The following is a 22,022-nucleotide window of genomic DNA, read 5'->3' as shown; positions in this document are numbered from 1 at the left end:
GCCTGGTCGAGCATCGGGGAGGGCGTGGGCATGGACCCCCGCGATCGAGCGGACGCCGTACTGGCTCGGGCGCAGCGGCGCACGGGCGTGGTGACGCCGGACAACATGGAGTCACCGATGGACTCGGCCGACACGCAGGTCATTCCGTCCTCGGTCGTGCGCGGGGCCGAACAGGACCCCGACGCGACCGCGAAGGTGCCGGCATCGGTGATCGAACGTAACGACGAGAGCCACCTCTCACAGCCGGCGCCGACCGTGCCGTTGAACCAGCGGGACGCCGCGGCGGCCGCGTCCGGGGCCGCCGGTTTCCAGGGCTCCGGTTTCGAGGGCTCCGGTTTCCAGGGCTCCGGCTCCCCGGGGGCTGCTGTGGGGCCCGCGGCAGGCCCGCCCGCGGCCTCCCCGACGCCGGACTCGCGGGACTCGGTTCCCCGTTCCGCTGCTCCCGCGCTGGCGGAGAATGCGCGTACCCAACCGCTGAACACCGCGGCGGCACAGCCGGTCGACACGGCGAACGCGCCGCCGGACATGACGTTCACCGGCGTTCCGGTGACGCCCGGCGGCCCCAACCCTGCGACGCAGGCCGGTGGCCCACCGAACCCGACCCATCCCACGAGGGAGGACTCCGGCGCCGCGGCCGCCGGTGACGACGCACCGAAGGGTGGGTTCGTACCGACCACGAAGGCCGATCCGGGGGCAGGAACGTCCGAGCTCGCCCGCCGTCTCGACGGTCTGTGACGACCGAGCGGCGATGCCACCACCGGAGCTCGGCCCGCTCGCGCAGCCGTCGCCGGCGGCGATGCAGAGCCGATGCTGGGCGGCGGGGATCGCGCCGGCCGGGCCGCGGCTCGGCGGTGGTGAGGAGCGCGGTGGTGAGGAGCGCGGTGGTGAGGAGCGCGGTGGTGTAGGTCGCGGTGGTCGAGGTCGCGGTGGTCGCCGCCCTGCCGTCGGCCGCGTGCCGGTGGGCGTGACCGTTCCGGCCGGTCAGGCGCCGCGGGTCTCCAGTTTGAGGCGTAGTTTCAGGCCGAGTTTGACGGCGGCCAGGAACGGCTTCCACCGGAGTCCGCGGTGCCGGTCGGCGAGGTAGCGGTAGGCGCTGTCGTGGTGGACGGCGAGCATCGTCGTCGAGGCCTTCGACGTCGATTCCCCGCCGATGTGCATCACGGCGGCCGACGGGGCGTACACGTTGAGCCAGCCCGCCCTGGCGATGCGGTCGCCGAGGTCGACGTCCTCGAAGTACATGAAGTAGCGCGGGTCGAACCCGTCGACCGAGTCGAACGCCTCGCGGCGGACCAGCAGGCACGAACCCGACAACCAGCCCGCCGTCCGCTCGGTGGGCTCGCCGCTCTCCTGGCGGTAGGCGCGGGTCCACGGGTTGGACGGCCAGATCCTGCCGAACACGGCGTGGCCGATGCCGCGGCCCGGCGAGGGCAACAGCCGCGCCGACGGGTAGACCGAGCCGTCGGGTTCACGGATCAGCGGACCGAACGCGCCGCCGCGGGGCCAGCGCTCGGTGACGGCGAGCAGCGCGTCCAGCGAACCGGCGTCCCATTCGAGATCGGGGTTGGCGACGACGACCCAGCCGATGTCGTCGCCGAACTCGGCCACACCCCGGTTGGCCGCGGCGCCGTAGCCGAGGTTCTCGCCCATCGCCGCGAGCCGCACGTTCGCCCGCTCGGCAGCCTTCTCGGGCGCCCCGTCGACGGAGCCGTTGTCGGCGAGCACGACCTGCACGTCGCGGTCGGTCGCCGTGGCGAGGGTGTCGAGGAAACGTTCGAGGGTCGCGCCCGGGGAGTACGTCACGGTCACCACCGCGACGCCGTCACCGTAGGTCTTCGGCTCGGTCACGCGCACATTCTGCACCCGCCGCGCCGGGGTGGCCCCGATGCCCCCAAGGGACCCTTTGGGGCACAGCCGCGCCGAGCGTGTCCGGTCGGGTGGCGGTGGTGACGGGTGGGAGCAGGGCATGCGCGGAATGCCTCCGGGGTCGGCGGAGGGGCCCGCACAACGCAACACAGTCCCCGGAGTCCGCAACACGACCCCCGGAATCCGCAACACGGTCCCCGGAGTCCGCAACACGGCGCTGGGAGGTGCACCTCGAGGGGCACGAGTGCAGGACACGCGGTGCTCGACGCAGGACACGCGCCGGGAACGGACTCGTCAGGCCGGCGCGCGGGCGGCGTGGGCGGCTCTGGCGTAGGCCTCGCGGTGGCGTTCGGCGGTGGCGCCCCACGAGAAGTCCTTCGCCCGGCGCTGCGCTGCCGATGCCAGCCGGGAGCGGCGCGCCGGGTCGTCGAGCAGCTCCCGCAACGAGGCCGCGACGTCGCCCGCCCCGACCCCGCAGTAGGCCACCGAATCGCCGCCGACCTCGGGCAACGCAAGCCTGCGGGTGGTCAGCACGCACGCGCCCGACGCCATCGCCTCGAGCACCGGCAGGCCGAAGCCCTCCCCGAGGCTCGGATATGCGACGAGTTCGCTGCCGCCGAGAAAACCCGACAGCCCGTCGAACGGCAGGTACCCCGCACGGATCACACGCAGCCGGTGCGGCACGGAGTCGAGCGCGGACTCGACCTGCCGGTCCCAGCCGGGTTGCCCCGCGAGCACCAGCGCGGGCGGTTCCGGCATGTCGGCGACGGCATGGGCGAAACCACGCACCAGCGCGGGCACGTTCTTGCGCGGTTCGAGCGCTCCGAGGAACGCGACGTACGGCGTGGCGCCGATGCCGATCGCCTCGCGTGCGGTCCGGATCTCCTCCGGCGACGGAACATGGAACCGCTCCTCGTCGACACCGTGGTGGATGACCTCGATTCGCGCGCCGGATGCGGGGGTGGCACGCGCCAGTTCGTGGGAGGTCGCCTCACTGGGGACGACGCACACGTCCGCCCGCCGCAACGCCGTGGACGTCCACGCGCGGAAGAACCGCGCCTTGACCGACGAGTGCAGGATCGGGTCGGTGAAGAACGTCGCGTCGTGCAGGGTGACCACCGAGGCGGCGCGGCTGGCCAACGGCATCGTGTAGTGCGGCGAGTGGACGACATCGGCGCGGAGCCTTCCCGCGAGGCGCGGCAGCGTGGTCTGTTCCCAGGTCAAGCGGGCCGTGCGGGTGGCCGTCGACTCCGCGGCGGGCACGATCTCGGCGTGCGGAGCGAGTCCGCCGTACAGCTCGGTGTCCCGTGGCTGGCACACCACGGAGAGTGCCACCCCGTCGGAATCGAGGGCGGCAACCAGGGAATCGACATACCTGCCGACGCCACCGCGGTCGGCAGGCACAGCGGTGGCGTCGATCAACACTCTGGGGTCGGCCACCCGAGCAGGGTACGACTCCGCAACCGACGTGTGTCGGGTGTTCGCGAAAGTCACGACGATGTCACGGGTGCATCACAGCCGGTCAGCGTACTGTTGGCCACCCCGGCGTTCGTCGGTTCCGGGACACGGTCGATCCCGGCCCGGCCGGTTCTCCGGCCCGGCCTGTTCCCGGGGCCCGGCCGGAGCCGGGGCTCGGTCAGTTCTCCGGCGTGGCGGGCGCGGTGGCGGTTGCCGTGTGCAGCCGCCAGACGGCCGCCGCGGCACGGCGCCACGTGAACGCCTGCGCGCGCGTGTACCCGGCGCGGGCGAGCGAGGCAGCACGCTTCCCCCCGGTCAGGACCTCCCGTAGCGCCGCCGCCAGTGCGTCCACGTCACCGCGCGGCACGCACACACCCGCACCACCGGCGACCTCGACCAGCGCGGGCGCGTCCGAATGCACCACGGGCACACCCTCGGCCATCGCCTCCAGCACGGGCAGGCCGAAGCCCTCGGCGAGGCTCGGCGCAGCCAGCACGCTCGCACCGCGCAGCACGGTGGCCAGGTCGGCGTCGGCGAGCCTGCCGAGCACGCGAACCCGCCCGGGCGGCAGGCCGGCGTCGGCCGCGACCCGCCGCGGGTCCAGGCCACCCCAGCCGGACTGTCCGGCCAGGACGAGCGGCACCTCGTCGACGCCGACCATCGCGCGGATCAGGACGTCGATGCCCTTGCGCGGTTCGACGGTGCCGATCGCGAGCACGTACCGCTCGGGCAGGTCGACCGGCGCGGATTCGGACGGTGCGGAACCGGACGGCGCGGAACCGGACGGCGCGGAACCGGGCGACGCCGGTTCGGGCGGTGCGGGGCCCGGCCGTGCCGCGTCGGGTCGTACCGCTCCGGGCCGTGCCGCGGGTCGTGCCGACTCGGCCCGTTCCGACTCGGGCCGTGCGGAGTCCGGCCGTGCGGAGTCCGGCCGTGCGGGGTGGGGCCAGGTCGTCGTGCCGTGGCCGACGACCTGCACGGGATCCGGTCCGGCGACGTGGCGTGCCAGGTCGCCGGCGACCGCGCGGGTGGGCACGACGACGGCGTCCGCACGCTGCAGCGCTGTCGTGATCGCGGCGCGGTGCCAGGAAACGCCGCGCGGAGTGAGCGTCTCGGGGTGGGTCCACGGGACGGTGTCGTGCACGGTCACCGACAGCGTGCGACCGCGGGGTGCGCGGGGCGGCGCGAGGGGCGTCGGTGCGTGGACGGCGTCGCCGCCGGGCCACCAGGGCAGTCCGCGGCGCCACAGTTCGGTCAGCACGCGGCGGGGCACCGGCAGCACCCGCGGACCTGCGACACCGTCGATGCGGGCGGCCCCGACGTCGGCGTGCCGCGCCACGACACTGCCCACCCGCCACCCGTCCGGTGCGGTCTCGGCCAGCGCGCGCAGCAGTTCCGCCGTGTACCGGCCCGTTCCACCCGGTACCGGCGCCAGTAACTGCTCGGCCACGACCGTCAACTCCCGCACGCGGCCATTCTGCCCCCAAGGGCACCTTCGGGGCGTTGAGCGCCCCCAAGGGTCCCTTCGGGGCATGGAACACAGCCACGCGCCAGCGTGTCAGTGAAGGGTGGTGGTCGGGCCCGCGGGGGCGCCCCGATTCTTCCCCTGATCATGCCCGCCCACGGCGACCTCTGATCATGCCCGACCACGGCGACCTCCCGCCCACCGCAGCACCACAGCACCACAGCACCGCCGCACTCGCTACGGTGCTACCCATGCCCGCCACCACCGTCGTCGTCGTGACGTGGCGCGGTGCAGCCCACCTCGGCGACTGCCTCGACGGACTCGCCGCACAGACACGTCCACATCGGATACTCGTGGTCGACAACGCGGCCGACGTCGACACCCGGCGGATCCTCGCCGAGCACCCGAGCGCACCCGACGTGCTCCGCCTCGAGCGCAACACGGGCTACGCCGGCGGCATCGCGGCAGCGCTCGACGACGTCGACACCGAGTTCGTGGCCTGGCTGAACGACGACGCCGTACCGTCGCCGAGCTGGCTCGCCGACCTCGAAGCGGCCGCAGGCCCGGCCACCGCGGCCGTCACCTCCCGGCTGCTCCGCCCCGACGGCACGGTGCAGTCCACCGGCGTCGAGCTGACGGCCGACGGGCACGGCCGCGACCTCGCCGAACCCGCCGCAACGTCGCCCGGGGCGACCCCAGCCCCGTTCACGCCGAGCCCGGCACCGTTCGGGTTCTGCGGCGGCGCCGCGCTCGTGCGCACACGCGCGCTCCGCGACGTCGGCGGGGTCCCCGCCGAGTTCTTCTGCTACTACGAGGACACCGACACGTCCTGGCGGCTGCGTCTGGCCGGCTGGGACGTCGCGGCGGCGGCGACCGACGTCCACCACCGCCACGGGGCCAGCACGCGGCCGGGCTCGGCGGCCTTCCACCGGTGGAACGAGCGCAACCGGCTGCTGATGCTCCTGCGCTGTGCTCCCGCCGGGGTCGCGCTGCGCGAGCTCGCCCGGTTCACTGTCCTCACCGCAGTGCTGCCGCTGCGCACGCTCGCCGCACGCCGGCGACCCGGCGTCCGGCCCGGCCCGGCCGTACCCGACGCGGCGAACTTCGACCCGCGACTGCGCCTGCGGGTCCTGGCCGACGTCACCCGCAGAACGCCCTGGACACGGCGGACCCGACGGGACATCACGCGCCGCTCCACGGTCGGCCGAGGCTCCCTCTGGCGGCACTGGACCGGCGGATAAGCTGGGACGATCCGAGGGGAAGGAGCGCCCGTGTCGCAGCAGGACCCGGCAGCACCGCTGGTCTCGGTCGTCGTGGTGAACTATCGCGGCGCCAACGACACGATCGCGTGCCTGCGCGCACTCGCCGAACACGACTACCCGAACCTCGAGGTCATCTGCGTCGACAACGCCTCCGGCGGCGACGACGTGGCGCGCATCCGCGACGCGGTGCCGGGGGCCCGGCTCGTCACGTCGGCGACGAACCGCGGATTCGCGGGCGGCTGCAACCTCGGCGCGCGCGAGGCGAACGGCACCGTGCTGGCCCTGCTCAACAACGACGCCCGGCCCGCGCCCGGCTGGGTCGGCGCCGCCGTGGCGACGCTGCGGGCCGAGCCTGCCGTCGGCGCGGTCGCGAGCAAGGTCCTCGACTGGGAGGGCACGGGCACCGACTTCGTCGACGCGGGGCTCACCTGGTTCGGCATGGGCTACAAACGCCACGCGGGTGGCCCGATCGCCGACGTGCCGCACGCCGAGCACGCACTCGCCAAGGACGTGCTGTTCGCGACCGGGTCGGCGATGTTCGTGCGCTCGTCGGTGTTCGCCGAACTCGGCGGGTTCGACGAGCACTTCTTCATGTTCTACGAGGACGTCGACCTCGGCTGGCGACTGAACCTGCGCGGGTGGCGGGTGCGCTACGTGCCGGAATCGCTGACCTACCACCGGCATCACGCCACGATGTCCGAAGTGGACGCACCGGACAGCGGCAGGGAGACGTTCCTGCTCGAGCGCAACGCCCTGGCCGCGCTGTACAAGAACGCCTCCGACGAGACGCTCGCCCGCGCACTGCCCGCGGCGCTGGCGCTCACCGTGCGCCGCGCCACCGCCCGCGGTGAGCTCGACCCCACGCGGCTGGATCTCGAACACGGCACTGGCCCCGCGGAGACAGCGGCCGTACCGGTGCCACGCAGCACGCTCGCGGGCGTACTGGCGATCGATCAGTTCGTCGAACAGCTGCCGTCGCTGGCCGAGTCCCGCGCCGCCGAGCAATCCGCGCGCGTACGCACCGACGCCGACCTGCTGCCGTTGCTGCGCAACGCACTCGAACCGGCCTACCCGCTCCCCCGCTACCTCGCCGCGCACGACCTCCTCGTCGAGGCGTTCGGCATCGAGCGGGCGTTCGGCACCCGGCGCAAGGTGCTGGTGCTCACGGGCGACGCGATCACCGAGCGCATGGCGGGTCCGGCGATCCGCGCGTGGCACATCGCCGAGGTCCTCTCCGGCGAACACGACGTCCGCCTCGTGACGGTCAACCCGCTGGCCGAGCCGCCTCCCGCACCGTTCCCCGTGAGCGCCGCACGCCGGCGCGACCTCAGCGAACCGATCCGGTGGGCCGACGTCGTCATCCTGCAGGGCCACGTGCTGGAGATGGCACCGGCGCTGAAGGCCGAGTACGCGCACAAGATCGTCGTGTGCGATCTGTACGACCCGATGCACCTCGAACTGCTCGAGCAGACCAAGGACGTGCCCGACGACCGCCGCGCCGCGGATCTCGACGGCGTCACCCGCGTGCTGGACGCCCAGCTGCAACGCGGTGACTTCTTCCTGTGCGCCTCCGAGCGGCAACGGCACCTGTGGCTCGGCCACCTCGCCGCGACGGGCAGGCTCACCCCGCGGCTCTACGACGCCGATCCGACGACGGAGTCACTGCTGTCGGTCGTCCCGTTCGGACTGTCGACCCGGCCGCCGCAGCGCACCGGCGCCGGTCTGCGCGCCTCGCTCGGACTGTCCGAAAGCGACCACGTCGTGCTGTGGGCGGGCGGCGTGTACAGCTGGTTCGACCCGCTGACGCTCGTGCGTGCCGTGGAGCGCCTCAGCACCCGCCGCGACGACGCACGCCTGGTCTTCCTCGGCATGAAGCACCCGAACCCCGAGGTGACCGAAATGGACATCGGCGCGCAGACCATGCGGCTGTCCGATTCCCTCGGCCTGACCGGTAAACACGTGTTCTTCAACGAGCAGTGGGTGCCCTACGACGACCGCCAGAACTGGCTGCTCGACGCCGACTGCGGCGTCACCACGCACTTCGAGCACATCGAGACGACGTTCGCCTTCCGCACCCGCGTGCTGGATTATCTGTGGGCGGGTCTGCCGATCGTCACGACCGACGGGGACGCGTTCGCCGACCTGGTCCGGAGCGAGCGGCTCGGCGTCGTCGTACCGGCCGAGGACACCGACGCGCTCGCCGACGCGCTCGAGAAGTGCCTGTACGACACCGAGTTCGCCGACGGCTGCCGCGAGCGCATCGCGACGGTCGCGGAGCGGTACACGTGGCCGAACGTGCTCGACCCGCTCGTGACGTTCGTCCGTGATCCGCGTCCGGCCGCCGATCGGCTGGCGGGCTCGGCCGATCTCACGACGGAACCGCCACTGAACCGGGTGCAGAAGGTGCGCCGCGACGTGGCCCTGTTCAAGGAGTACCTCGCCGACGGCGGGCCTGCCGAGCTGACCCGCAGAGCGGCCGGACGGGTACGCAAGGTCGTACGGACGAGGCTGGGCCATGGCTGAGTCGGACGAGTTGCCGGGCGGGACGTCGCGCGGGAAGCGGGGCGGCAAGCCGTTGCGGGTGCTGCTCGACGGCACCCCGCTGCTGGGCGACCGCACGGGCATCGGCCGGTACACCGCGTCGCTGTCGGAAGAACTGGCGTCGCTGGCCGACGACGTCGAACTGCGCGCCGTCGCGTTCACGCTGCGGGGATGGCGGAAGCTGCGGACGGTGCTGCCGCACGACGTCGCCGCACGCGGTATGCCTGTCCCCGCGCGGATCCTGCGCAAGCTGTGGGTGCGCTCGCCGCTGCCGCCCGTGGGCCTGTTCGCGGGCCGCTACGACGTCGTGCACGGCACGAATTTCGTACTGCCGGCCAGCATCCGCGGCGCGGGCGTGCTGACGATCCACGACCTGGCGTTCCTCGACGCCCCGGAGGAGCTGGCTCCGAGCGACGCCGAACTGCCGGAACTCGTAGGCCGGGGCGCCGCGCGGGCGCACGTGATCTGCACGCCGACCGAGGCCGTCGCCGACGCCGTCGCGCAGCGGCTCGACGTCGACCGCGGCAAGATCGTCGTGACGCCGCTGGGTGTCGACGCGGGCTGGTTCACCGGACGTCCGCCGAGCCCGCGGGCCCGCCAGCGGCTCGGCCTGCCGTCGCGTTACCTGTTGTTCGCGGGTGCACCGGGCCCGCGCAAGGGCCTCGACTGGCTGCTGAAGGCGCATGCCGCCGACCCGTCGCTGCCGCCGCTGGTGTTCGCGGGCCCCGGCCGGTTTCCGCGCGGCGAGCGGCGCCACCACGTCGGCTATCTGTCCGATGTGGACCTGCAGCGCGTGGTGGCGGGCGCGTCCGCGCTCGTGCTGCCGTCGCGCGACGAGGGTTTCGGACTGCCGGTACTCGAGGCCATGGCGTGCGACACTCCCGTGGTGTGCACGGACGTCCCCGCACTCCGCGAGGTCTCGGGCGGGTTGGCGCACCTCGCGCCGTACGGCGACGTCGGCGCGCTCACCGCCGAGCTGCGCGCCGCCGTCGACGAACCCGACGCGGCATCGGCCGCCGCCACCCGCCGCGCCCACGCCGGCAACTTCACCTGGCTCCGCTGCGCCGAAACCACCCTCGCCGCCTACCGCACGGCCGCCGGCACCACCTGACCAGCCCGTGCCGCGCCCTCCCGGCCGCGAAGACGCAGTCGTGCGTCAGCGCGGCCGTGGGGAGTGGTGGTCGGGCGACGGGCGGGCGCAGAACACGCGGGCGGGTCAGCTGCCGACCAGGGCGCTCCTGGGGTCGGCGGCGAAGGCGGACAGGGCTTCCCGCCACGGGCGCAACGGCGTCAAACCCGCCTCGCGCCACGCGGCGTTGGACAGCACCGAGTAGGCGGGCCGCGGCGCGGGGCGCGGATACTCCGCCGTCGTACACGGCGACACCCGGTCGGGGTCGGCGCCGAGCTCCTCGAACACCGCACGCGCGAACTCGTACCACGTGGTCTCGCCGCCGCCCGTGCAGTGCAGCACCCGCCGCTCCGGGGCGGTGCCGCCGGTCACCGCCGACGCCAGCTCCAGCAGGCCCGACGCCAGGTCGGCCGTCCACGTCGGACTGCCGCGCTGGTCATCCACGACGGACGGGTTCGCTCCCTCGGAAGCCAGTCGCGCCATGGTCCTCACGAAGTTGCCGCCGCCCACGCCGTAGACCCAGGCGGTCCGCACGATCCACGCCCGCGCACCCGAGCCGAGCACGGCGTCCTCGCCTGCGGCCTTGGTGCGCCCGTAGGCGGTGCGCGGCCCCGGCGGCGTGTCCGGCTCGTAGGGAACGTCGCCGTCCCCGCCGAACACGTAGTCCGTCGACACGTGCAGCAACGGCACCCGCCGTGACGCACACACCGCGGCCAGCACGCGTGGCCCGTCGGCGTTGACCGCGAACGCACGGTGCTCGTCCTCCTCGGCGGCGTCGACGGCCGTGTAGGCCGCCGCATTGATCACCACCGGCACCCGCCCCTCGGCTCGCGCCTGGTCCACCAGCTGGGACACGCCCTCCAGCACGGCGCCCGGGCTGGTGACGTCCAGTTCCGCCGACCCGGGAGCTCGCACAGCGGCGTCACGCTCCGCGCCGACGGCCGACAGGTCCTTCCCGAGCTGGCCCGATCCTCCGGGCACCAGCACCGCGAGGCGGCTCATCCGATCACCTCAAACAACGACAGACGGCAGGCGACGCCGGCGCGTCACCGGTTCTTCAGCGGCTCCCACCACGCACGGTTCTCGGCATACCACCGCACCGTGTCGGCGAGTCCGGTCTCGAAATCGATCCGGGGACGATAACCCAGTTCGGTACTGATCTTGGAGATGTCGACCGAATACCGGCGGTCGTGACCCTTACGGTCCTCGACGGGCTGCACCCTCTCCCACCCGACGCCGACGGCTGTGAGCAGGCGTTCGGTCAGCTCCCGGTTGGTCAGCTCGGTGCCACCGCCGATGTTGTAGATCTCGCCGGCCCGTCCCGACGCGGCGACGAGAGCGATGCCGTGACAGTGGTCGTCGATGTGCAGCCAGTCGCGCACGTTCAGGCCGTCGCCGTACAGCGGCACCTGCTTGCCGTCGAGCAGGTTCGTCACGAACAGCGGGACGACCTTCTCCGGGAACTGATACGGCCCGTAGTTGTTCGAACACCGTGTGATGCACACGTCGAGGTCGTAGGTGCGGTGGAACGAACGGGCGAGCAGGTCGGACGAGGCCTTGGACGCCGAGTACGGCGAGTTCGGCTGCACCGGGTGATCCTCCGGCCACGATCCGGCCTCGATCGAGCCGTACACCTCGTCGGTCGAGACGTGCACGAACCGGCCGACACCGGCCTCGAGCGCCGCCTGCAGCAGGGTCTGCGTGCCGGCCACGTTGGTGAGCACGAAGTCGGCCGATCCGGCGATCGAACGATCCACATGCGACTCGGCCGCGAAGTGCACGACGAGGTCCACACCACGCATGGCGTCGGTGACCACACCGGCGTCACAGATGTCGCCGCGCACGAACCGCAGCCGCGGGCTGTCGGCGACGGGATCCAGATTGGCCTGGTTACCGGCGTAGGTCAGCTTGTCCAGCACGACGACCTCGGCGCCGGCCAGCTCCGCATACGCATCGCCGAGCGTCTGCCGGACGAAGTGCGACCCGATGAACCCGGCGCCGCCCGTGACCAGCACCCGCATGTGTCCTCCCGTACCCGTGACCGGTGCGGACGTGCCCGCCCGCACCACCGCTCCGTACTCCGCATCCGGGCGATTCGCACCCTCCGAAGAAGGGAAATCGACAACAAGGTGACAACAGCTTCGCGGCCGAACAAGCGTTACACACACCGATCAGTAGGGTGAGAAGAGGCAGCGATCCGGGAGGAGCTACAGGTGACCGACTGGCCGGGGACAGCGGTCGTGGTCGGCTCCCGCCGACGGCGCAGTCAGCGGAGGAGACGCCGCCGGCGGCAGGACGGCCATCGCGACGACGGTCCGTCGCGTGCACACACGAACGCCGCGCGGCGGCGCAGCGCGGCCACGTGGACGAGGCGAGGCGGCAAGAGCGTCGTCGCGCTCGTGTCGGCGATGGTCATGGTCGTGTCGTGGTACGGCTGGCAGTTCATCGGCGACGTCAACTCGGGCCTGTCGACCACCGACGTCTTCGGCGACGACCGGGCCGGCGCCGCGCCCATGGACGGTGCGATCGACATCCTCCTCGTCGGCCAGGACAGCCGCACCGACGCCCACGGCAACCCGCTGCCCCGCGAAGTCCTCGACAAACTGCACGCGGGCGACGCCGACGGCCAGCGCCAAACCGACACGATGATCCTGGTGCACATCCCGCAGGACGGACGGGGCGCCTCGGCGATCTCGTTCCCCCGCGACGCCTGGGTCGACCTCGCCAACGAGTACGGCACACACAAGCTCAACAGCGCGTTCGGCCGTGCCTACACCTATACGTCGAAGCAGCTGCACGCCCGCGGCGAGCTCGACCAGGAGGAGATCGAGGACCGTGCGCAGGTCACCGGCCGGAAGAACCTGATCGCGTCCGTCGAGAAGCTCATCGATCGGCCGGGCATGATCGACCGCTATGCGGAGGTCAACCTCGCCAGCTTCTACGAGATCACCTCGGCACTCGGCGGCGTGGAGGTGTGCTTGAACAACGACGTCGAGGAGGAGCGGTCCGGCCTCGACCTCAGTGCGGGCAGGCACACGTTGAAGGGCGCTGATGCGTTGTCGTTCGTACGGCAGCGCTACGACCTGCCCGGCAACGACCTGGACCGGATCGCGCGCCAGCAGGCGTTCCTGTCCGGCCTGGCGCGGAAGATGCTGTCGTCGGACGTGCTGTTCGACCCGGGCAAGATCGGCGAGGTCGTCGAGGCGGTGCAGTCGTCGGTCGTGCTGTCGGAGGGCTGGGACCTGATGCAGTTCGCCACTCAGATGCGGAACATGTCGGGTGGCAACATCGAGTTCCGCACCATTCCGGTGGAGGGCAACGCGAGATTCGGCGACGCCTCGGCATTGGAGATCGACGTCGACGAGGTGCGCTCGTTCATCGACGAGATCGTCGGCGACGAGGGGCACGACGACACCGCAACGCCCGATGTGGACACCGGCGAGTACACCGTGGACGTCTACAGCGGATCGGCGGATCCGGCACACGGCGAGTCCGTGCGGTCGCTGTTGCGGGACAACGGCTTCCAGGGCGAAGGTGCAGCCATTGTCGATAGTGTGGCCGAACCGCTGGTCCGTCACGCTCCGGGCGAGGCCGGCGCCGCGGAGGCCGTCGCAGCACTGCTCGGCCCCGACGTCGGCATCGAGGAGGCCCCGGCACTGCCCGCGGGCAGGCTCGAGGTGCACGTCGACCCCGGATTCATCCCGGACGAACCGGCAGGCGGCATGGACACCCCCGGATCGGTGGCACCGGCGTCGCTGCCCGGACCCTCCGTAGCCGATCGGGCGGGCCTGCAACGGTCGCTCCAACCGGCACAGGTGCAATCGGACGAATCCGATGACCCGTCCGACCCCATCACCGCCGGTGACATCCCGTGCGTGAACTAGGCTTACGGCAGGCCTGAGCAGCACACGCCGGATGGGGAGGGGCCGCGTGGACGAGCGCGAGGAGTGGGACGCCGAGCGCCGGGGCCCCGCAGCAGAACAGAGCCCCGCAGCAGAACAGGGCTCCACAGCAGACCGGGACTCCGAGGACAGCGACGCGGAGCCGGGTGCCGGCACCGGGGCAGTCGGCGCCGACGGCACCGACGATGACGGCACTGCCTACGACGACGGCACTGCCGACGACGGCTCCGAAGCCGGCGACGATCCCACCGGAAACGGCATCGACGACGAGGAGCACGCCGCGGAGTCGCAGAGCGGCACACCGCGGCCCACGCCGCATCGACGCACGTCGGCCGCGGCCACCGAGCCCCACGCCACAGCCGGAGCACCCGACACCACGACCACTGCGTCCCACGCCACGACCACTGCGTCGAGCGCGGCGGCCACGACGTCGGCAGCACCTCCCGCAGCCTCCCCGACCGGGACCCCTGCCGGGGCGTCTCGCCGGAGCGGGCTCCGCCGCACCGGCCGGGCGGCGGGGCGCACGTTCGTCGCGCTGCTGTCGGTGATCGCCCTCGGCATCACCGGCTACGCGTACGCGCAGCTCGACCAGCTCCACGATGCGATCCAGACCACGGATGCGCTCGACGACTGGCACTACGAGTCGAACGGCGACGAGGAAGCTCCGCCGCCACCCCCGAAGGACGACGGCGCGACGGACATCCTGCTGGTGGGCGCCGACTCCCGCACGGACATGCAGGGCAACCCGCTGCCGCTCTCGGTGCTCAAGGCGTTGCGCACGGAGAGCACGAGCGGCATCAGGACCGACACGATGATCATCCTGCGGATCCCGAAGGACGGCGGCGACCCGGTCGGCGTGTCCGTTCCGCGGGACACATGGGTCGACGTGCCGAACGGCGACAAGGACAAGGTCAACTCGGCCTACGGTCAGGCGAAGAGCGACGAGTGGCAGCGGCTGCAGGCCGAGGGGGTCACCGACCGGGCACAACTCGAGCGGGACTCGAACCAGTCGGGCAGGCGCGCCCTGGTGCGCACGCTGCAGGACTTCACGCAGATCCACATCGACCACTACGCCGAGATCAATCTTCTCGGGTTCTACCTGCTCACCGAATCGATCGGCGGCGTCGAGGTGTGCCTGAACGCGCCGACGAAGGACAAGGACTCGGGCGCCGACTTCGAGGCCGGGGTCCAGACCGTGACCGGTGGTGAGGCGCTCTCGTTCGTCCGGCAGCGCAAGAACCTCCCCAACGGCGACCTCGACCGGATCGTCCGGCAGCACACGTTCCTGTCGTCGGCGCTGGACAAAGCGATGTCGACGGGCACGCTCACGGATCCGGAGAAGTTGTCGAACCTCATCGACACGGTCCGCCGTTCGCTCGTACTCGACCCGGACCTCGACGTGCTCGGGTTCGCGCAACAGGCCAAGGACCTGCTCGGCGACGGGCTGGACTTCGAGACGATCCCGGTCACCGACATCACCGCCCGCAGCGACGACGGCCAGAGCATCGTGACCGTCGATCTGCAGCAGGTGCGCTCGTTCGTCCGCGGCCTGGTGCGCGGGCAACGCGGAGAGACCGGCGACGACCCGTCCGGCGGCGGTGGCGGTGCAGCCCCTGCCACGACGAACACCGCCGGTGGCGGCGGTGCGGCCCCGGCCGACGGCGGTGGCCTCGCCGGTGGCGGTGCGGCGCCCGGTGGCGGTGCGCTCGCCGGTGGCGGTGCGGCACCCGGTGGCGGTGCGGCACCCGGTGGCGGTGCGGCACCCGGTGGCGCCGGCACTGACGCACCCCGCCGTGCTCCCGGCCAGACACCCAGCCAGGTCCCCTGCGTCAACTGACGCCCCGGCAGGGGAGAATCGCGGGCGTGAATCTCACCGATCAGCTGCTGCGCCCGTTGCTGTCCTCGTCCGCGCGTCCGGCGGTGACGCACTACGACGACGCCGCGGGCAGCCGCGTGGAATTGTCCGTGGCGACGCTGGCCAACTGGGCGGCGAAGACGGCGAACTGGCTGGTCGAGGAGTTCGACGTCGAGCCGGGCGACCCGGTGGCCGTCGACCTGCCCGCGCACTGGCAGACGGCGGGCGTGCTGCTGGGCACGTGGTGGTGCGGCGGGCACGTGGTCGCCGGCGCCGACGGTGCGCGGGTCGCGTTCACCGGACCGGACGGTGCGACCGGGGCCGCCGACGACACGGCCGTCGTCGCGCTCGACCCGCTCGGCCGCGGCCTCGGACCGCAGGGGGCGCCGGACAGTGCGTTCGACTACCTGTCGGATGCGCGCACCGCGGGTGACGACTTCACGCCACTGATCCCCGTACCCGGTGACACGCCTGCGCTGCTCGGGTCGACGGTCGACGAGGTACTGGCCACCGCCGCGACGCGCGCAGCCGAACTCGGCATCGGGGCGGGCGACCGGGTGCTGTCCACGCGCCCGTGGACGTTGCCCGGCGGCGTCGTCGATGCTCTGGTCGCGCCGCTGGCGGCGGGTGCGCACGTGGTGCAGGTGTCCAGCCCGGCCAAGTTGGATGCGCACCGCGCCGCCGAGGCGGCGACCGTCGACCTCAGCTGACCGGTTCGGCCTCCTTGCTGCTGCGGCGACGACCGACGAGCACCTGGTCGAGTGCCAGCCTGCCGCTGTTGAAGCCCAACGCGAGACCGGCGAGGGCGAGCAGGAGGACGAGTTCGTAACCGCCGTCGCCGGTGAGCCCGGCGTCGAGGTGGACGGCGAACGTCGCGCCGAGCCCGACGATCGCGAAGCCGATACCGACCAACGGCGTCGCGAAGCCGACGATGAACATGATCGCGCCGATGACCTCGACGGCGATGACGAAGACCGCCGCGACGGTGGGCAGCGGAATGCCGACGGCCTCGAACATCTGGGCCGTCCCGTCGATGCCGGCGTTCCACTTGTCGAGCCCGTGGGCGAGGAACACGACACCGACCGCGATGCGCCCGATCAGCGCCGCAACGTCCTGGATACGTGCGTACATACTTGGCCTCCGCCGGTTGTTCGAACGACTGTCGGTCGGCCGACCGCACAGCCGCGCGCGTCCATGCTTGTCGAGTTCACGGCTCACCGCGGCCATGACTTATCGAGGTCATGGCTGTGTCGAAGTCATGGCGTCGTTGAATCCGTGACTTGATGTTGAACCTTCAACCATTGTGGCAGGCACGATGTAAAACCCGGTTGGCCCCTCGCCACCCGAAGCCCGCCGTGTTGCGTTTTCCGGGGCCCGTGTTGCGGGTTCCGGAGCCCGTGTTGCGTTTTCCAGGGCCCGTGTTGCAGCCCCCGGGGAAGCCGCAGCGTCGTGCCGTAAGGCCGAGGCCGCGCTGGTGCCGGCCGGCGGCACCGTGTCACCAGCGACTCGGGTGCATCGCCTGGTGGTCAGCGATTCGACTCGGGATACGGACATGCGCTGATCTTCGCACCGGAGCCGCGCCACCATCCCGCCACGGCCCAGCCAGGACCTCGCTGTCAACCACCGCGTGCGCCTCGCGCGCCGACGGATCGTCGACGGATTGACGCCCCTGCCGCGCCGGTACCGTTCCGGCACCACGTGTCCTGCACTCGGCACCACGTGTTCTGCGTTCAAACACGCGTGTCCTGCGCGCACCCCCGTCGCCCGACCGGCTCCCCTCGTCGACGCGCGACTGCACCTTCTCGCGTGTACTGCATTCGGCCGCGACCGGAAGCCGGAACCGAGGACCGGCGTGCGTACTCGTCGGCCGACGGACCACCGTGATCGCCGGTCCCGTGGTGAGCAGCGCCGACACGACCACGTGGACGCACTTCCACCGGTTCGAGGGCTGCCGCAGAATGTCGGGGATGATCACTGGCGACCTCGTCACACGCGGCCGATCGAAACACTGCGGCCGATCGAACCCGAGGACGCGGACACGTACTGGCGTTGGCATCGCGACCCAGCCGTCACCCGGTGGCTCGCACACGACTACGACGAATCGCTGGCGCAGATCCGCAACCGCTTCACCGAGCGGCCGGTCAATTCGTACTCGTCAGCGGTGTTCGCGGTGGAGACCCTCGCCGACCGCACGCTGATCGGAACAGTGGCGCTCCGCGATGCGACACCCGAGACCGCGCTCGCCGAGCTGGACGTCTACCTCGGCGAGGAGCGCTATCGCGGTCACGGCTACGGCACCGACACCGTGCGCACGATCTGCCGCTACGGCTTCGACACGATGCGACTGCACTCGATCCGGCTGTGGGTCGTGGCCGACAACGACGCGGCCATCCGGTCGTATCAGAAGGTCGGCTTTCGCACCGACGGCCGGGGCCGCGATGCGTTCCGCCGCGACGGTTGCTGGTACGACACGGTCCTGATGAGCCTCCTCGAAGGCGAACTCACGTAGGCGTGCGGCGGCGCTCAGCCGACGAGTATCGCCAGCCCCGCGGTGATCAGGACCCACACGAGCACGTGGACGATGCCGAGGGTGCGCCAGCCGCCGCGCGGGGTGTCGCGGTCACCCCGCAGGACGCCGAACACGTACGCCGCGGACACGAACACGACCGCGACGACGACGAGACACGTCGGCAGCAGCGCGTTCGCCACGCCCGCCGACGGCCCGATCTGCAGGTCGCGCACCACGTCCTCGACATGCGTTCGCTCGGGCACCAGCAGCACGAGCGCGCTGCCGATCGCCGCGGGAATCATGCCGAGCAGCCACCACTGCGCACCGAATCGCGCCGCGAGCCGGTGGATGCCGTACACCATCGGCAGGGTCGCCGCAGCCAGGACGCCGATGACGACGATCAGCCCGCGAACGGTGCCACCGCCCAGCGCCCACAGCCCCTGCGCGATCGGCACGCGCAGCAGTACGGCCAGCACCGGCATCGCACACGCGGCCGCGATGGCCAGGCCGTAGTACGGCGACCTGCGGGTTCCGGCACCGATCGCACCGGTCGGCTCGGTCGCCCCGGCGGAGTCGGCGGATGCTTCGGGGTCCATACGTCGGCACTGTGACAGACGTGCTCCGGCCCGGTGCGAGGCCCCGTCGCGAACCCGCGCCTCGGCGTGAAAACGCCGTACCTGCGAGCGGGCCCCGGCGCCGTGGCCGTAGGGCAGAACACGCGGTGCCGAGTGCAGAACACGCGAGAGGTCAGTCGCGCGTCAGCGCGTCAGCGCGTCAGCGCGTCAGCGCGTCAGCGCGTCAGCGCGTCAGCGCGTCAGCGCGTCAATGAGGGGCGACGGGCGGGTGACGGGAGGGCGCAACACGGTCCCCGGAAGACGCAACACGGGCCCCGGAAACTGCAACACGGTCCCCGGAAGGCGCGACACGCGCCCCGGGAGCCGCAACACGGCCGGGGCTGCCGGGGCCGCCGGGGACGTCGGTTCCCGGCGGCCCCGGCGGCACTGTCCGTCTGCTTCTCAGCCCTTCAGCAGGCTCCGCGCCATCACCAGCTGCTGGATCTGGTTCGTGCCCTCGTAGATCTGGGTGATCTTGGCGTCGCGCATCATGCGCTCCACCGGGAAGTCGGACGTGTAGCCCGCGCCGCCGAACAGCTGCACGGCGTCGGTCGTGACCTCCATCGCGATGTCGGAGGCATACTTCTTCGCCGCCGATGCCATGAACGAGGCCCGCTCGTCACCGCGTTCGCTGGCCGCGGCCGACGCGTACACCATGTGGCGTGCCGTTTCGACCTTCATGCCCATGTCGGCGAGCATGAACTGCACGCCCTGGAACTCGCCGATGGCCTGACCGAACTGCTTGCGTTCCTTGACGTAGTCGACCGTCGCGTCGAGCGCACCCTGCGCGATGCCGAGCGCCTGCGCACCGATCGTCGGTCGCGTGTGCTCCAGCGTCATGAGCGCGGTCTTCAGGCCCGTGCCCGGCTCGCCGATGATGCGGTCCCCCGGGATGCGGCAGTCCTCGAAATAGATCTCCCGCGTCGGCGAACCCTTGATGCCGAGTTTCTTCTCCTTCGGCCCCACCGAGAATCCGGGGTCGTCGGCGCGTACCGCGAACGCCGAGATGCCCTGCGACGGCTTGGCCGCATCCGGGTTGCTGACGGCCATGACCGTGTACCAGGTCGACTCGCCCGCGTTGGAGATCCAGCACTTGGTGCCGTTGAGCACCCAGTCGTCACCGTCCTGCTTCGCGCGCATCCGCATGGCCGCGGTGTCGGAACCGGCCTCGCGCTCGGACAGGCCGTAGGAGGCGCTCTTGCCCGCCGCGATGTCCGGCAGGACCTGCTTCTTCAGCTCGTCCGAGGCCGCCAGGATGATCGGCTGGGTACCCAGCTTGTTCACCGCCGGGATGAGACCGGCCGACGCGTCGACGCGCGAGACCTCCTCGATGACGATGCACGCCGCGACGGCGTCCGCGCCCTGGCCGTCGTAGGCCTCGGGGATGTGCACCGCGTTGAAACCGGCCTTGTTGAGCGCGCCGAACGCCTCCGTCGGATACCGCGCCTGCTCGTCCACCTCCGCGGCGTGGGGAGCGACCTCCTTCTCGGCCAACGCCCGCACGGCCGCGCGCAGTTCCTCGTGCTCCTCCGCCAGCTGGTAGAGGCCTGGGCCCTCGCTCACCTGCGTCACCTTTCGTCCGAAGCCTGCTACGTCGGTTGCCGCACCGATGTTAGCCGTCGTTCACGCCGACTGCCTGTGTCGTTGACCGCAGTATCGACCCTGCCTGATGTTACTCGCGCGTAGAAGTCAGTGCGTACGAGGTGAAAGCAACAGTTCAGCCGAATACTCCTGACAGAATGTTCAGTGCCGAAATACAGTTGCGACATGCTCGATGTTGCGAAACTGCGCCTGCTCCGGGCGGTCATCGCGACCGGATCCGTCCGCGCGACCGCCGCCTCACTGGGGTACACGCCGTCGGCGGTCAGTCAGCAGCTCGCCGCGCTGCAACGCGACACCGGGCTCCGGCTGTTCGACCGGATCGGCAGGGGTATCGAACCGACGTCGGCGGGCCGCACGCTCGCCGGCGAGGCGGAGCAGGTCTTCAGTGCGCTGTCGGCGCTGGACGGCGTCGTCGACGACCTGCGCGCGGGCCGCGTCGGCAGTCTCTCGATCGGCTACTTCGCCTCGGCGGGCGCCACCTGGCTTCCCCCGGTCGCGGCCGCACTGCAGACCGAGTTCCCCGAGCTCCGGCTCGACCTGCGCATGACCGAACAGCGCGACGGCCTCGAACTGCCGGACATCGACCTGTTCGTCGACGCACCCGGTATCGAGCACGCCCCGCACGCCGACGTCCACCCGCTCGTCGACGATCCGTTCCTCGCCGTCGTCCGGCACACCGATTCGCTGGCGGCCCGCGACGAGGTACCGCTCGCCGAACTCGCAGGCAGGCGCTGGATCGACAACGACCTGCAGCGCGGCGCGTGCCGGAGAGTGCTGTTGGACGCGTGCGCGGAGGCCGGGTTCTCCCCGCAGTTCGCCGTCGAGACGCACGACTACCAGACCGCGATCCCGTTCGTCGCCACCGGAATCGGCATCACCGTGGTTCCCCGGCTGGGCGTCGGCGACCTGCCTCCCGGGCTGACGACGGTGCGGCTCTCCTCCCCGCAACCGATGCGCCACATCGCGGTGTCGGTCAAGAAGACCGTCGCCGACCACCCCGCAGCCGTACGTGCCCTCCAGGTGCTGAGGTCCGTCGCGGGTCCGTGACCGGCGCGGGGCGTGACGGTGCGGGCGTGCCGTCGCAGGGCGTGCCGGTGCTGCGGCGTGACGATGCTGCGGCGTGACGGTGCCCGTGGTCGATGCAGCGTGACGCGACGGCCGATCCTGCACCATGATCAAGGGAGGATCAGGGGCGTTGAGTGCCCCCAAGGTGCCCTTCGGGGCACCTTGGGGGCACTCACAGCGGGGCACGCGCGTCTGAATGCAGGACACGCGGGCGGGCGGTGGCGGTCAGTCGGCGAGCTTGGCGCGCAGGGCCGCGTCCTTGTCGTGGACGAGCCGTTCGAGGTCGGCCTGGAACTCCGTCATCCGCTGCTGCAGCGCAGGGTCGCCCGCCGCGAGCATGCGCACGGCCAGCAGGCCGGCGTTGCGGGCGCCGCCGACCGACACCGTCGCCACCGGCACACCCGCGGGCATCTGCACGATCGACAGCAGCGAATCGAGCCCGTCGAGGTGCTTGAGCGGCACGGGCACGCCGATCACCGGCAACGGCGTCGCCGACGCCACCATGCCGGGCAGATGCGCCGCACCGCCCGCGCCCGCGATGATCACCTTGAGCCCGCGCCCCGCGGCCTCGCGCGCGTAGTCGAGCATCCGCTGCGGTGTCCGGTGTGCCGAGTACACGCCGACCTCGTAGCCGACGTCGAACTCGTCGAGCGCCTGCCCGGCCGCTTCGAGCGTCGGCCAGTCCGAATCGCTGCCCATGATCACGCCGACGTCCGGTGTACTCACGTCCTGCCTCCCACGAGTTTCGTCGTGCCCG

At 71.8% G+C, this 22,022-nt stretch carries 18 protein-coding genes; 9 read left to right on the top strand and 9 right to left on the bottom strand.

The genetic code is table 11. The features are described from left to right. Window positions 1–30 precede the first annotated feature (30 nt). Window positions 31–735, top strand: coding sequence for a hypothetical protein (locus tag LY41_RS24130; RefSeq protein ID WP_372493331.1), 705 nt, complete (start codon window positions 31–33; stop codon window positions 733–735). 246 nt (window positions 736–981) lie between these two features. Here the strand turns inward: LY41_RS24130 and LY41_RS21205 are convergent, their stop codons facing one another. The 3 genes from LY41_RS21205 to LY41_RS21195 form a co-directional block, all read right to left on the bottom strand. Beyond that, entirely contained in the window at window positions 982–1,845 is an 864-nt protein-coding gene (locus LY41_RS21205) for a glycosyltransferase family 2 protein (RefSeq protein ID WP_253865955.1), read from the bottom strand. Window positions 1,846–2,157: 312 nt separating this feature from the next. After that, a complete protein-coding gene (locus LY41_RS21200) occupies window positions 2,158–3,288 on the bottom strand; it encodes a glycosyltransferase family 4 protein (protein ID WP_253866145.1) in 1,131 nt (376 codons plus the stop codon). A 211-nt stretch (window positions 3,289–3,499) separates the two neighbouring features. Continuing rightward, a complete protein-coding gene (locus LY41_RS21195) occupies window positions 3,500–4,789 on the bottom strand; it encodes a glycosyltransferase family 4 protein (RefSeq protein ID WP_253865953.1) in 1,290 nt (429 codons plus the stop codon). Window positions 4,790–5,037: 248 nt separating this feature from the next. Between LY41_RS21195 and LY41_RS21190 the strand changes: the two genes are divergently transcribed. Genes LY41_RS21190 through LY41_RS21180 form a run of 3 tightly spaced genes read left to right on the top strand, consistent with a single transcriptional unit; the run spans window position 5,038 to window position 9,700 of the window. Further along, the gene (locus LY41_RS21190) at window positions 5,038–6,027 is read left to right on the top strand and encodes a glycosyltransferase family 2 protein (protein ID WP_253865952.1); all 990 of its coding nucleotides are present in this window, start codon (window positions 5,038–5,040) and stop codon (window positions 6,025–6,027) included. 30 nt (window positions 6,028–6,057) lie between these two features. After that, window positions 6,058–8,571 (top strand): glycosyltransferase, encoded by a 2,514-nt coding sequence (locus LY41_RS21185; protein WP_253865950.1) that lies wholly within the window; start codon window positions 6,058–6,060, stop codon window positions 8,569–8,571. Next, a complete protein-coding gene (locus LY41_RS21180; RefSeq protein WP_253865949.1) occupies window positions 8,564–9,700 on the top strand; it encodes a glycosyltransferase family 4 protein in 1,137 nt (378 codons plus the stop codon). Before LY41_RS21185 ends, LY41_RS21180 begins: the two co-directional genes overlap by 8 nt. Before the next feature lie 105 nt (window positions 9,701–9,805). Here LY41_RS21180 and rfbD read toward each other — a convergent pair whose 3' ends face one another. Both rfbD and rfbB read right to left on the bottom strand, forming a co-directional pair. Further along, window positions 9,806–10,720 (bottom strand): dTDP-4-dehydrorhamnose reductase, encoded by a 915-nt coding sequence (gene rfbD / locus LY41_RS21175; RefSeq protein WP_253865947.1) that lies wholly within the window; start codon window positions 10,718–10,720, stop codon window positions 9,806–9,808. Between the two features lie 44 nt (window positions 10,721–10,764). Further along, entirely contained in the window at window positions 10,765–11,739 is a 975-nt protein-coding gene (gene rfbB, locus LY41_RS21170) for a dTDP-glucose 4,6-dehydratase (protein WP_253865946.1), read from the bottom strand. 192 nt (window positions 11,740–11,931) lie between these two features. Here rfbB and LY41_RS21165 point away from each other — a divergent pair, with 192 nt between their 5' ends. Genes LY41_RS21165 through LY41_RS21155 form a run of 3 tightly spaced genes read left to right on the top strand, consistent with a single transcriptional unit; the run spans window position 11,932 to window position 16,185 of the window. Continuing rightward, the gene (locus LY41_RS21165) at window positions 11,932–13,602 is read left to right on the top strand and encodes an LCP family protein (protein ID WP_253865945.1); all 1,671 of its coding nucleotides are present in this window, start codon (window positions 11,932–11,934) and stop codon (window positions 13,600–13,602) included. A gap of 46 nt (window positions 13,603–13,648) precedes the next feature. Then, entirely contained in the window at window positions 13,649–15,457 is a 1,809-nt protein-coding gene (locus LY41_RS21160; RefSeq protein ID WP_308292289.1) for an LCP family protein, read from the top strand. 26 nt (window positions 15,458–15,483) lie between these two features. Next, entirely contained in the window at window positions 15,484–16,185 is a 702-nt protein-coding gene (locus tag LY41_RS21155) for a TIGR03089 family protein (protein ID WP_253865944.1), read from the top strand. Here LY41_RS21155 and LY41_RS21150 read toward each other — a convergent pair. Then, the gene (locus LY41_RS21150; protein WP_253865943.1) at window positions 16,178–16,606 is read right to left on the bottom strand and encodes a DoxX family protein; all 429 of its coding nucleotides are present in this window, start codon (window positions 16,604–16,606) and stop codon (window positions 16,178–16,180) included. The two genes, LY41_RS21155 and LY41_RS21150, sit on opposite strands and share 8 nt — an antisense overlap. A gap of 868 nt (window positions 16,607–17,474) precedes the next feature. Here LY41_RS21150 and LY41_RS21145 point away from each other — a divergent pair. Further along, window positions 17,475–17,984: a GNAT family N-acetyltransferase gene (locus LY41_RS21145; protein WP_253866141.1), complete on the top strand. Its 510-nt coding sequence runs from the start codon at window positions 17,475–17,477 to the stop codon at window positions 17,982–17,984. Window positions 17,985–17,998: 14 nt separating this feature from the next. On the opposite strand, the gene LY41_RS21140 is transcribed toward LY41_RS21145, so the two are convergent. Both LY41_RS21140 and LY41_RS21135 read right to left on the bottom strand, forming a co-directional pair. After that, window positions 17,999–18,580, bottom strand: a complete 582-nt coding sequence (locus LY41_RS21140) for a hypothetical protein (protein WP_253865942.1) — start codon at window positions 18,578–18,580, stop codon at window positions 17,999–18,001. Window positions 18,581–19,000: 420 nt separating this feature from the next. After that, entirely contained in the window at window positions 19,001–20,170 is a 1,170-nt protein-coding gene (locus tag LY41_RS21135; RefSeq protein ID WP_253865941.1) for an acyl-CoA dehydrogenase family protein, read from the bottom strand. A 195-nt stretch (window positions 20,171–20,365) separates the two neighbouring features. Here LY41_RS21135 and LY41_RS21130 point away from each other — a divergent pair, with 195 nt between their 5' ends. Beyond that, the gene (locus LY41_RS21130; RefSeq protein WP_253865940.1) at window positions 20,366–21,247 is read left to right on the top strand and encodes a LysR family transcriptional regulator; all 882 of its coding nucleotides are present in this window, start codon (window positions 20,366–20,368) and stop codon (window positions 21,245–21,247) included. 243 nt (window positions 21,248–21,490) lie between these two features. Here the strand turns inward: LY41_RS21130 and purE are convergent, their stop codons facing one another. Further along, window positions 21,491–21,991 (bottom strand): 5-(carboxyamino)imidazole ribonucleotide mutase, encoded by a 501-nt coding sequence (purE, locus tag LY41_RS21125; RefSeq protein WP_253865939.1) that lies wholly within the window; start codon window positions 21,989–21,991, stop codon window positions 21,491–21,493. Window positions 21,992–22,022 lie beyond the last annotated feature (31 nt).

The sequence above is a fragment of the Prauserella halophila genome (assembly GCF_024171895.1).
GTDB lineage: Bacteria > Actinomycetota > Actinomycetes > Mycobacteriales > Pseudonocardiaceae > Prauserella > Prauserella halophila.
This window is presented reverse-complemented; position numbering and strand designations above follow the sequence as displayed.